The following is a 12,167-nucleotide window of genomic DNA, read 5'->3' on the forward strand; positions in this document are numbered from 1 at the left end:
CCTCAAAAACGAAACCCACCTATAGGTATCCACTTATTAACTACTTCAAAGAGCTTACCATCTTGGGAATTGTTACGTTTACGCAAACTTATATTGCTCGACGATTCGTGTTCCAATGAAAGCTACCCTCACTTACCTGGTCCTACTCCTATCCGTTGCCTGTTCGTCACCCAACCAGGGAAGGGCAACCCAAAGCCCTGATTCCAGCAAGGCAGATTCAGCATCAGTCGCTAAAGCCAAGTCCTCGCCTGCTACAGAACCCCTGAAAATTCCGCTATTCAATGATGTGGCTAGGACCCAAAAAAAACTTGCTACAATTAGCAGGGGGGACATGAGAAACTGGCATTACGATGGGTTAGGCTGGTCGGCTTCAAGTCTTTACGAGTTTGGTTCCCCTGGCATTGGCCAGCTCCGCAATAACCTCACTTTATATCTTGAATCGTCGAGGCAAAATGAGGTGCAGACCCTGAGAGTAAAGGTTAGCATACCAAATATGAACCAAAAATCGAGAGCCTTTACCCAGTATGCATCAACGGTAGAGAAGGTATTTAAGGCTATAGGCGAACCCATACCGGATGACCTGACGACTGCGTTGAGGCGGGGCAAACCCTATGCAAAAGAGACACCAACGATGTCAATCGAGAATAGGCTCGAAGACGGCCAGTACAATTCGTGGGTATTGATTGTTTCTTCGTATTAACAGGGCCATTCACGGGTCCGTATGCTACGGATAGCGTTGGACAAATATTAAAACCAGCGTTTCAAGAGAATCTAAAATTGATATGGAATAGCTAACAGTCATACGCTCTGTTTGCCCTACCTTCCACGGACTCACCTTTATGGCTTCAACACCAATTTACTCAGGTGACTACCCCTATATTTGGTTAATAGTAGCTTTGATAACTGGACTGACCGCCAATTTTCGTTGCAACCCATAACTACAGCCCCTATGTACTGGATGTACAACTTGCCCACCTGGGGCCTCGCTTTACTGATCGTAACTTTCTTTGTGGTCCTGGCCCTGCTGGGACTCACCTTTACCCACCAACGTCTGCATCAAAGCGGTGCCGCCGACTCGATTGATAATGGGACCGTAGGTTGGTTCTTCTCGGCCGTCTCACTACTCTACGGGCTGCTGCTGGGTCTGCTAACCGTGGCCGCCTGGGGAAGTTATAATCAGGCCACCATCATTGCTTCCCAGGAGGCCTCCGCTTCAGCCGAGCTCTACCGGGACTTGGCTGCTTACCCCGACACCACCCGGGATGCTATGCGTAAACAAATCAAGGCTTATGTAACAGTTATTATCAGCCAAACCTGGCCCGCCCAGCGCCGGGGCCTATTGCCCGACTCCGAAACGGTGGTCTTGAATCAGTTCCAAAAACGCTTACTCAACCAACGGGGGCTAACCCCAGAACAACTTGTGGTACATAGCGAAACCATTCGGGCTTTCAATGGTCTGATCGATTTACGACGCCAACGCCAAGAAGCGCTCACCGCTGGGGTACCAGCGGTGCTGTGGCTAGTCGTCCTGTTAGGTGCTGTGGCCACCATTGGCTTCTCTTACTGTTTTGTGGTAACCAGTTACCGGCTCCATGCCTTATTGACGGGAATATTAGCAGGCATGGTGGGACTATTAGTGTTTCTATTAGTGGCCCTGGATCACCCCTACTGGGGTGAGGTCAGTGTCTCGCCGGATGCTTATCAAGGAGTGTTACGTACGCTGATGAGTCAATAAGCCGGGGGCACTGGAGCTGGATCCAGACGCTGTACTGGCGATTTCGGAGGCATAAACCGCGTTCTAACGGGAATCGCCCGGTAGCCATTGCCGTATGATGGAACGGGAATTAAGTGGGGTCACCTGGTGATAGCCACCGTGGCGCGGTCAGTTTAGTAGGGAAAGATTGAATCGCTCCTTGCGGTATCCATTGGCCACTGTGATGCAGTCAGTATCGCCGAAACATTCCCTTAAATTGCCTCATTTAACCAGATAAATCAGAAGTCTCGTTTAGGAGCGGTTGGCGAGATGCTGAAACACAGTCTCTTTCTGTAGCTCATCCCGATCTAGTGTACCAACCCAACTGGTCACCATCCACTTAATGGCTTCGGCATTGACGCTTTATGAGTAGTTTTGCCCTTACTGGAAAGCCCCATTAGAAGGATGCTTTTCAAGAACCTATTTACCTATGCAATCCATTACTGCCCTATTGACCCAAAAAATAGCCAACGCTTTTCTTGCCTGTGGGTATGACAAAGAGTATGGCACTGTTGTCTTTTCCAAAACTGCTTTTTGTCAATTTCAGTGTAATGGCGCACTGGCAGCCGCCAAACGGCATAAGCGTAATCCATTAGACATCGCCCATGAGGTTAACGCAACGGTAGGGCAACAAGCGTTTTTTACCGTTGATGTCGTTAGCCCAGGATTCATCAATCTAAACCTAGCCGATGATTTTCTAGCCAACTATTGTTCCCAGATGCTCCAACTCGACCAGTTGGGGTTTGAACCGAGTCTCAATCCGCTTACCATTATTATTGATTACGGGGGACCCAACATTGCCAAACCCCTACACGTGGGCCACTTACGATCCGCCATTATCGGCCAAGCCATCAAAAACACGGCGCGCTTTATGGGCCATACCGTCGTTGGCGACGTTCATCTGGGGGATTGGGGCTTACAAATGGGCATGGTCATGGCCATGTTCATCAAAAGCGATGAGCACTTGGCTTCGCTAATCAATCAGAATCGGACAGAGGCCCTAGCCGCTTATCCAATCGCTATCCAAGATCTGGAGACGATTTACCCCCAAGCCAGTGCGTTAGCTAAACAAGACAACTTGTTTTTGGCGGAATGTCGATGGATTACGGCGGGACTACAAAAAGGAAATGAGACCTATACGGCTCTGTGGCGTAACATTGTCCGTACGTCAGTGGCCGATCTAAAGAAAAATTACGCCAAACTGAATGTCGACTTCGAGGAGTGGAAAGGGGAAAGTGATAGCCAACCCGTCATCCCATCGATGGTCGACGATTTGAGACAGCGGGGTTATGCCTACCTGAGTGAGGGGGCGTTGGTAGTTGATGTCGCTTTACCGACGGACACCTCCCCGATTCCGCCCCTCATCCTGTCAAAGTCAGACGGCGCTTCGCTTTACAGTACGACCGACTTAGCCACAATTATTCAACGAAAGAACCAGCACGACCCAGACTATATCCTGTATGTGGTGGACAAGCGGCAAGACACTCATTTTCAGCAAGTCTTCCGCTGTGCGGATAAGGTAGGTCTTACCCAGCCGGACTTAAGGCTTGAATTCATTGCCTTTGGTACCATGAATGGCAAGGATGGCAAACCCTTCAAAACCCGCGACGGCGGGGTCATGAAGTTAAGTCTGCTGATTGATTTGATCGTGGCCGAATCCCAAAGTCGCCTACAAACTGTCAGCACCTCCACCATTAGCGCGGGAAGTGAACAAGCAGCTATTGCTCAGGTGGTAGGCATTTCGGCTTTAAAATTTGGCGATTTGATTAACGCCCGCGAATCAGACTATATGTTTGATATCGATAAATTCACCGCTTTCGAAGGTAAAACGGGCCCTTATCTGTTGTATAGTGCGGTACGCATTAAGTCAATTTTAGCCAAGGCCGTCGCCAAGCAGATACCGCTAAGCGAAGCGATCCAGGTGAACTCAGCCCACGAACGAGCGTTGCTGCTGAAGATAACGGAACTCTACGATGTCATTCACAGCACGTTTGAGAAGCGAATGCCGAATGTGTTGGCCGAGTATGTGTATGCTCTGGCGAACCTCTATAACTCGTTTTATCACGAGAGTCATGTGCTGAACGAAGTAGATCAGGCGATTCAGCGTTCGTTGGTTAGTATCATGTCTTTAAGTCTAAAGTGCATCGAGACTTGCGTGGGGTTACTAGGCATTTCCGTTCCGGATCGTATGTAGTACGTACCATGTCAATTGTGTTAGTAATTGAGCCTTTGATGAGAATAAGCAGTTCGTAGCGTTATGAGCGGGATCTAGCGGATAGAAGGTTACGCTCGTTCCAACTACATTTCGCTATCCAACATGCAGGGCTGAAAATTTCTTAGGCTTGCTGCCTATATGCTCCGCAAATACTCTGGAAAAGTGGCTCAGGTTCATAAAGCCTAACTGATACCCTACCTCCGAGACCGTTAACCCTTTTTCTTTCAGCAACCGGGCGGCTTCCTGCATCCGCATACTCTGATAGTACTCGAAGACCCCTTTCCCAAAGGTTTGCTTGAAAAGCTTCCGAAGCTTCGGTTGGCTCATGTGCGCTCGGCGGGCCAACGAAGCGATATCCGGCGCTTCATCCAAATGCGCTTGTAAATGCTGTTTGATGGCATAAATCGATTTAAAATCGTTGATGTGCATTTTGCTCAGTGGTGTAGCTTCCCGCTGCATTAATAAGGCGAATACGTAACACAGTAGTTCTTCACATTTTAGTCTATAGTAGCGGTTTTCCAACTGTTCGGGAACGGGCTGATGCAACATGTCGCCAGCGGTTTTAACCAGATCGGGTGAGAGGTCGGTTTCGAACGCAAAATTGCCCTTGGCTTGCAGAAGACTGGCCACTACGGGATGGTCGATTTCCCCAAATAGGTGACCCAGATACGCCCGGGAAACGGCGATGGTCACACTGCCGAAGAGCGTGTTTGATGGCATTTCCATCAGCGAAGAAAGTGCCTGTACACAGATAAATACATAAGCCCGTTCCGGTGCTAAGTGCTTTTCGGCTTGCAAGAACGAATAAACACCACTCAGCAAAAAAATAACGTCGTCCTGCCCGTCTGCCAGTTCATTGGTACGCTCAATAACTATATCTTCTTTGAGGTAGTAATGACGCACCATCATCCGCAGATCACTTCCCCAAGTGAAGCCTGTAAGGTAGCCTTCGCCCTTGCTCTCGGGGATATGAACAAAACGTCCACTGGTGGTCGCACCAATAGCCTGAGCGAATGCTCGGATGATCCCCGAGCCATTTTTGTCCGTAATGGAAATTTTCATTTATGACTATTATAAGAGCAAATGAGGCTATTTTATGCCTAAAGGTAGCCCTAATTTTGTAGCAGTAAATGAGCACTATTCATTGACACAAAAAGATATGTTAGTAGAAAGTAAACAAGTAGCCATCATAGGCGGTGGACCAGGAGGCTTAACCTTAGCCACTCTTTTACAAAAAAAAGGCGTTGCGGTAACCGTGTATGAGCGGGACGGCGACCGAACAAAACGAATGCAAGGCGGTACCTTAGACCTGCACACCGAATCGGGGTTAGCGGCTTTGGCTAAAGCGGGCTTGCTGGATGCCTTTAAAGCCAATTATCGGCCTGGTGCCGATAAAGTGCGCGTTGTCGATAAGCAGACCCACATTTTGGATGACGACCACACTAAAAATGTAACAACAACTTTCGGAGACGATTACCACAGACCTGAAATTGACCGGGGCGCATTAAGAGCGATCTTATTAGATTCGTTACAGCCTAACACAGTTGTTTGGGATAGTCATGTGATCTCCCTGGAATCGGTTGGCAACCGTTGGAAACTACTATTTCAAAACGGTACCACTAGTGTCGCTGACCTAATTATTGGGGCTGATGGGGCCAATTCTAAAATTCGTTCCTTTGTTACGCCCATCAAACCGGTTTATTGTGGGGTTACCATTGTCGAAGGCCAAGTGTATGATTCAGCCAGGAATGCCCCCCAAATTCACGCCTTACTGAAAGGGGGCAAGATTATGGCCCTTGGCGATTCAAAAACAATAACCATCAGTGCGAAAGGCGATGGAAGTTTAGATTTTTACACCGGTTGGAAAGCAGCAGCCAACTGGGCTAAAGACAGCGGTATTGATTTTAACGACAGTCAACAGGTGCAGGCCTGGTTTAAAAGCAAGTATGCGGACTGGGACACCCTATGGCTTGAATTGGTTGAAGGAGCCAGTTTGCCGCTTATCGCTCGTCCGCAATATTGCATGCCTTTGGACCAATCTTGGGAAGCACAATCCAATATAACGGTGATTGGCGATGCGGCCCACGTGATGCCACCCTATGCGGGTGAAGGCGTCAACATGGCGATGCTGGATGCTTTAGAGTTGAGTGAGAGTTTAACTAGCGACCAGTTCGTGGATATAAAATTGGCTAATGCTCATTATGAAAAACAGATGTTTGTGCGATTTGCCGAAATAGGTCAAGAAACGTTAGACAACACCGACTGGATGCATTCTCCTGGGGGCTTGGAGAAACTAGTAAACCTGTTTAATCCAACTGAATAAGGGACCGCTAAAAATTTTGCCACAAAATCCAATCCGTTCACGCTACGTGCTTCATGAAACGCCCCATTTAAGGAGCAGATGCATGGATACTTTGTCGTCTATGGCGGGAGCTTATTCAAGAACGTCTCCTCGTCTCACGCAGGAGCGTTTTTGTGAGACATAGAATCACCTTGGGCCTGAGTGGATAACTCTCTCAATACCTCGTCGCGAATTCCGTTTAGGAAAGTAGCATCTGAATCTTGTGGAGCGTATGCTCAACCGCTTGAATGGGAAAATCACCCCGCCGACCGTAGGTCTCAAAGCGTAAGTACTCGCCCCAGACTAAGGCTCGGCCCTTTTCTGATTTATACCAGTCTGCCTGACTAACGCTGTAGCCTTCAATCTCTGAGGGTAGTATCAAAGGCCAACCCGTGATCTCACCCTGGGTGTGAAACTTTCGCAGCGTTAGATAAGAACGCATGGTGGCATAGGAATGGGCAATGAACAGCAGTTGAGTAGAGGTTTGAAAATCATACGCCTTTCGGGCTTCTACTACGTTTTCTAGCGTGTTGGTCGAATTAGTCTCCAACATGAAGCGTAGATCGGTCCGATCTCTATACCGGATGGCGGCTAAGATCCGTTCCGATTCGGCCACAGAATCTATTCGTAGATCAGTATAGCGAGCCACGCCACCAGTGATCAGAATACGCTTGACTTCCGTCTGATCGATTGCTTGACTAATAAGCTGTCCTAGCTCGTTGTGCAAGATGTTGGAACCGAACACAAACAGCAGGTCTACTAACGCCACTCGGTCTTGCTGATAAAAACATAAGTTGGTCAACTCGTCAATCAGGGGCTGATTCAGTAAAGGCGGCAACGGAAATCTAGGAATTTCTCGATCACGATTCACGGATTCTAAGGGGGTAGTTTTCGTAGAGGATTGCCTAATGCCGGTAACGAATCAAGGCAATGAACCTAGCGGTCTACTCTTGACAAACGTCGGTTATTAATAAGAAGGTTCTGTTTGAGAAGTGTCACATCAACGCTTATTGTCGCATGAATAAGCCTTTAGGCCAGGTGCCTATCGAACGTGAGATCAATTTATAATGCGCAAGAACTTACTCGTGTTTATTGCGATCAACGTAAACTCTTCCGCTGAGTGATAAAGACGTGTTCAATGAGCCTAGTCAACCCCAACTAATTGATCAAAGAGATAGTCATAAAAGGCGTGTTGATCGACGGCTTTAGCAACTTGAACCCACTGGCCTGAGCCTGCTTGCCGATGGATGCGGCCAGCGCTTGCCCCTTTTGCCACAATGGACAGCTCAATGCTTTCCAGCGTAAACGCGTGAGGAATGCCTAGGTAACTGGTCGCTAATACATCCCACATGAAATAGGTGTATTCATAAGCCGGAATACTATCGATGGTGGTCGCCCAAAATTGACCCGCTAATTGGGTATAGAGGGTTCTTTTCTGCCGGGCTAATCGGTCAAGAAAGGCTAGATCAACCGCCACGGTATTGGTCACATCTAAGGGAATAAGAATAAGCGGGAGGTCATAGGTGAGCAATTTGCTCGATGAGATGGGGTCCCAAAATACGTTCCATTCCGCACTACCGTCGTGGTTGTAGGTCTGCACATTACCCCCTACATCGACCGCGCCACCCATCCAGATCACTTGCTTGATACGAGAGCAAATTTGAGGATTCTCTTCAATAGCCTGCACTAAATTGCTGCAAGGACCCGTCATTAATACCGTTACCGGTTGAGAGCTAGCCAGCAGGCTTTCAATAATCATAGCTTTACTGTCGGGCACTGGACTATGTTCCGTTTCGATCGTGATTAAGTCGGGAAGGGCATTAAGAATTTGGGGCTTTGCTCGCCAGTGGGCCGGAAACGCATTAATGCCGTGAAACTGACCAACGCCCAGGGGAATAGTTGGCCGATTAGTCAGGCTCAAGAGTTTGCGCGTCGTCTCCAATGCACTTTCTTCGTAGCAGTCAGCGGGCGTAATGGAAATACCAATCAGCTCAACATGCTTCATCGACAATACGAGCAAGAGCGACAAAAAATCATCCGCTGATCCATCATGGTCAAAGAGAATGGACTCATTCAGGGATGGTTCGAAGGAACTAACAGCCATAGTTATTGTGTTTTTTACACGAAGATACTGTATAAAATACAATAACTAACCTCCTTATGCAATTTAAGCTGACGGTAGATTGCGTTGTGCTGGCTTACGACCATACCCTGAATCGACTACTGGTCTTATTGACAAAGCGCAGCAAAGAGCCTCAACTAGGCCGGTGGGCACTACCGGGTGGCTTTGTGACTCGAACCGAAGAATTCATTCACACCGCCCAACGCAAGCTCGAAGAAGAAACCGGGGTTCGCGATCTGTATCTGGAACAGCTTAAAGCGTATAGCCTCACCGATGCATCCATTCACAACCGGATCGCTTCGGTAGCGTTCTATGCCTTACTGAAGTGGGCGGATTATGCGCCCATGCTAGTCGATACCAACCGCAATCAGTGGGTGCCGGTGAACCAGATGCCCGCCTTACCCTTCGACCATCCCCAGAAAGTGGCCGATGCGCTGACTCGACTCAAGCAGACCATTAAAACCTCGCCCGTCGCGTTTTATTTGCTACCGATCAAATTCTCGCTCAAGCAGCTCCAACAGGTCTACGAGTTAATCTATGGTTACTTAGTAGACACCCGCAATTTCCGTAAGGGAGTTAAAGGCTTACCCTACATAACGGCTATCAATGAGGTGGAATCGAATGTCTCGCATCGACCGGCTCAGCTTTATCGATTTGACCTAAACAGTTACCAGGTCTTCACCGCCACCGAAACGGTGTAGTCGCTTCACCGCTATTTGACGAAACTGCCGTAAGCAAGATTGGCTACAGGGCGGCTACAAAAAATGAACGCCTGATGAGCGTTCATTCGTAAAGTTATGCGGTGATCTATAGGCTCAACGCTCGTTGTTTAACCTCGTCGGTATCAATACCCGCCAATTTAAGTTTTTGATCCGCTTCATCCTCGATGAGCTGTTTGAGCTGTTGAAGCGTGGTATCAAAACCCACGTGTCGATCCATTTTATAGGATAAATCGTATTCAATTTCTTCCCAAGTGCTCAAATCCGCATGGTTATGTTGGAGTTGAACTTCCAGTTTATCCAACGCATTCGCTACTTTAGCCTCATACGTATCTTTCTCTTCGAATTCATACCAGAGCGTATAAACCTCCTGACCAAGCGGATCACCCAACTGATGGCGTAAGTTATCAATGGCTTGTCCTTCTCGTTGCTGCTTGACCAGCCTCAAATCAGGGTTGCGAATCACATCCAGCACCGGAATATCACCCGCTTCCGCTTCGACCAGATCATGAATAATAATCAGTTTCAGCAGCTTCGCCATATCGACCGTCTGCGTTAAATAGGGTTCGATCAACACGGCCATCAACGCCATGCGCCAGGTGTGCTCGGCTACGCTTTCCTGCCGCCCACTGGAGGTATAGCTATGTCGTAATTCAAATTTAAGTCGTTCGGCCAGTTTTAGGGTGTCTAATACCGCTTGGAGTTGAGGAATCGTTGCCATAGTAGTTCAGTGAAAAGTAGCCTGTCGCAGGGCTGGTTCATCCGGTAGGAAGCAAAAAAACATAGCTTCACTAGCTGGTTTACCCAAATAAACAGTAAGCAATAACTAAAGTGATAGCGATATTGAAGACCTGTGCACTCAAAAAGGCGTACAGCGGACGACGATTATCGACCTTAATTAAATCGGTAAATCGCGTTTCTAAGCCAATGCTGGTAAATGCCAGGGCAAACCAAAGGCCCTGTAGGCTTTTTAGGCTCCCTTTGATAGGCTCAGTAACCGATGGACTCAGGACAAACGAAAACAGCAGCGAAGCGCCCAGAAAGCCCAGCACAAACTTAGGGAATCGCTCCCAGATTACGGCTAAGGTTGGCTTATCGTGTTGGACGCCCTCCGCTTGATTGGGGCGGTAGGTCCAATAGACGCTGATGGCGAATGCCGCTATTCCTAACAAAACATTTTGAGAAAACTTGACAATCGTACTGATCTTGAGCGCCTGTTCACCGGCAAGCGTACCCGCCGCCACCACGGCCCCACTGGTATCAATGGTCCCTCCGAGCCAAGCCCCGGTTACTTCCGGGGATAACTGCATGGCTTGAGCGGCATAGGGCATGAGCAGCATCATGGGAATAGCCGTTATCAGCACCAGTGAGATGACGTAGGAAAGCTTTTTGCTGTCGCCATGAATGGCCCCCGACGTAGCGATAGCCGCCGACACGCCACAAATGGAAACCGCCGAGGCTAACATCATGGTTAGCTCCTCATCAACCTTCAAGCGCTTACTGATCCAGTAGGCAAAATACCAGACCGATACCACCACGGCTAATGCCTGCAACAGGCCGAGTGATCCCGCTTTGAGAATATCGCCGAAGATGACGGTAGTGCCCAACAAAACGAGTCCGATTTTAACAAATAGTTCAGTAGCCAGCGATTGACGAAGCCATTGAGGAAGGGCCACTAAATTACCAATGAGCAACCCGATAGAAAGACTGAAAATAACGGCCTCTAGATTGAGGTCTTTCAGGGTTTTATTACCGGCTAACCATAGAGCAATCAGCGTAGACATAAATACAACAGGAAAGCCCAGAAGCGTCAAGCGAATGGGCTTTCCCACCAAGAGGGTCCCGGCCAGAGCGATACTATACGTGAGGCCAAATTGGGCAAGGATGGCGAAGCCATTACTTGCCGTCAAGAGGGACGTGGTAATGTCCGCCGGTTGTTGCCAAACAAACGAAGGGGCCGGTATAATAAAGCCAGCCAGAGAGATCGCAATCAAGCAGGCGCCTAGTACCACCACGGTCCAGTCTTCACTCAGGAAGACGGTATTGCGGGGAGGAGCCGATTGAACATCCGCGTTCATAAGGAAATAATGATTAGGGGATTTACATACTTAAGATGAGTGGCGAATCCTCGATCCGGCGGCTAAGTCGTTCCAGATAGGTATCCAGAGCGGCATCATCAACGGGTTGACTTTGCGTCAGATAGAGCCGGGCTAATTCGAGGCGATTCCGGGCCGTAAGGACCAAGGCTTCAAATTGCAATTCCTGGGCGAACCAGGCCGAGGATTTGTTCAATCGACAAGCTTGCTCGAAGAGCTGCTCAAAAATGATTTCGGTCTGACGACTATCCTGCGTGATTACCTGAACATGGTTGAGCACGTTCAAGCAATCCACGAAGGTAAGCTCTTCATTGGGCAGCTTACTTTGAATCCACTCCAAAGCCAGTTGACGAACGATGCGCTGCCCGATCAATTGGGCATACCCATCAATAGCAGTCGTTTGTTGATCCATTCTAAAGCGTTATATTCGAACAAATATAACACTTTAAAAAACGGTAGCCTACTTCTATTCCAATGGATGCTCGCGTGACTATCGAATGGTCGGCAGCGGCTCGCTTGACCTGGCGAAGAATACCTGAACTTGCTACATTTGACTGGAGACTTTTTTTAGGCAGATTTGAGGCCAAACTTCAATTTGACCATGGTTAAACGACGTGTGTTTGACGAAGCATTCAAGGAAATGGCTGTCGAGCTGTCTTATGTAAAAGGATCAATTCAAGAAGCCGCCCGCGAATTGGACATCGATCCAGGACGAATCAGCAAATGGAGACAACGCCACAAAAAAAACGATCAAACGTTGCCTGCCAATACCACACTTACTGACGAACAGCAACAGATCAGAAGGTTGCAACGAGAGCTTCGAGAAGCTCAGATGGAGCGCGATATTCTAAAAAAGGCGGTCAGCATCTTCTCCAAGGGAGACGGGAAATATTCCGATTTATAAAGGAAAACGCCAAGCTA

12 protein-coding genes are annotated in these 12,167 nt (G+C 48.4%); 6 read left to right on the forward strand and 6 right to left on the reverse strand.

Features of this window, described 5'->3' with window-relative positions; all coding sequences use genetic code 11:
- Window positions 1-115: 115 nt before the first annotated feature.
- From CWM47_RS32505 to argS, 3 genes are all read left to right on the forward strand, one after another.
- Window positions 116-700 (forward strand): hypothetical protein, encoded by a 585-nt coding sequence (locus tag CWM47_RS32505; RefSeq protein ID WP_100992705.1) that lies wholly within the window; start codon window positions 116-118, stop codon window positions 698-700.
- Between the two features lie 249 nt (window positions 701-949).
- Complete coding sequence (locus tag CWM47_RS32510) at window positions 950-1,735, forward strand: bestrophin-like domain (RefSeq protein WP_100992706.1); 786 nt, start codon at window positions 950-952, stop codon at window positions 1,733-1,735.
- Window positions 1,736-2,183: 448 nt separating this feature from the next.
- Window positions 2,184-3,947, forward strand: a complete 1,764-nt coding sequence (gene argS, locus CWM47_RS32515; protein WP_100992707.1) for an arginine--tRNA ligase — start codon at window positions 2,184-2,186, stop codon at window positions 3,945-3,947.
- A 114-nt stretch (window positions 3,948-4,061) separates the two neighbouring features.
- On the opposite strand, the gene CWM47_RS32520 is transcribed toward argS, so the two are convergent.
- A complete protein-coding gene (locus tag CWM47_RS32520; RefSeq protein ID WP_100992708.1) occupies window positions 4,062-5,030 on the reverse strand; it encodes a helix-turn-helix transcriptional regulator in 969 nt (322 codons plus the stop codon).
- Window positions 5,031-5,127: 97 nt separating this feature from the next.
- Between CWM47_RS32520 and CWM47_RS32525 the strand changes: the two genes are divergently transcribed.
- Complete coding sequence (locus CWM47_RS32525; protein ID WP_100994149.1) at window positions 5,128-6,291, forward strand: FAD-dependent oxidoreductase; 1,164 nt, start codon at window positions 5,128-5,130, stop codon at window positions 6,289-6,291.
- Between the two features lie 217 nt (window positions 6,292-6,508).
- On the opposite strand, the gene CWM47_RS32530 is transcribed toward CWM47_RS32525, so the two are convergent.
- Both CWM47_RS32530 and CWM47_RS32535 read right to left on the reverse strand, forming a co-directional pair.
- A complete protein-coding gene (locus CWM47_RS32530; protein ID WP_157816122.1) occupies window positions 6,509-7,180 on the reverse strand; it encodes an ElyC/SanA/YdcF family protein in 672 nt (223 codons plus the stop codon).
- A 273-nt stretch (window positions 7,181-7,453) separates the two neighbouring features.
- Window positions 7,454-8,413, reverse strand: coding sequence for a nucleoside hydrolase (locus tag CWM47_RS32535; RefSeq protein ID WP_240625563.1), 960 nt, complete (start codon window positions 8,411-8,413; stop codon window positions 7,454-7,456).
- Between the two features lie 56 nt (window positions 8,414-8,469).
- Here CWM47_RS32535 and CWM47_RS32540 point away from each other — a divergent pair, with 56 nt between their 5' ends.
- Window positions 8,470-9,132, forward strand: coding sequence for an NUDIX hydrolase (locus CWM47_RS32540; RefSeq protein WP_100992710.1), 663 nt, complete (start codon window positions 8,470-8,472; stop codon window positions 9,130-9,132).
- Window positions 9,133-9,238: 106 nt separating this feature from the next.
- On the opposite strand, the gene CWM47_RS32545 is transcribed toward CWM47_RS32540, so the two are convergent.
- The 3 genes from CWM47_RS32545 to CWM47_RS32555 all read right to left on the reverse strand — a co-directional run bounded on the left by CWM47_RS32545 (window position 9,239) and on the right by CWM47_RS32555 (window position 11,658).
- Window positions 9,239-9,871, reverse strand: coding sequence for an HD domain-containing protein (locus CWM47_RS32545; RefSeq protein WP_100992711.1), 633 nt, complete (start codon window positions 9,869-9,871; stop codon window positions 9,239-9,241).
- 79 nt (window positions 9,872-9,950) lie between these two features.
- The gene (locus tag CWM47_RS32550; RefSeq protein WP_100992712.1) at window positions 9,951-11,228 is read right to left on the reverse strand and encodes a YeiH family protein; all 1,278 of its coding nucleotides are present in this window, start codon (window positions 11,226-11,228) and stop codon (window positions 9,951-9,953) included.
- Window positions 11,229-11,250: 22 nt separating this feature from the next.
- Window positions 11,251-11,658, reverse strand: coding sequence for a hypothetical protein (locus tag CWM47_RS32555; RefSeq protein WP_100992713.1), 408 nt, complete (start codon window positions 11,656-11,658; stop codon window positions 11,251-11,253).
- 189 nt (window positions 11,659-11,847) lie between these two features.
- Between CWM47_RS32555 and CWM47_RS40435 the strand changes: the two genes are divergently transcribed.
- Window positions 11,848-12,150 (forward strand): transposase, encoded by a 303-nt coding sequence (locus tag CWM47_RS40435; RefSeq protein ID WP_394341962.1) that lies wholly within the window; start codon window positions 11,848-11,850, stop codon window positions 12,148-12,150.
- Window positions 12,151-12,167: the final 17 nt, after the last annotated feature.

It is taken from the genome of Spirosoma pollinicola (genome assembly GCF_002831565.1).
GTDB lineage: Bacteria > Bacteroidota > Bacteroidia > Cytophagales > Spirosomataceae > Spirosoma > Spirosoma pollinicola.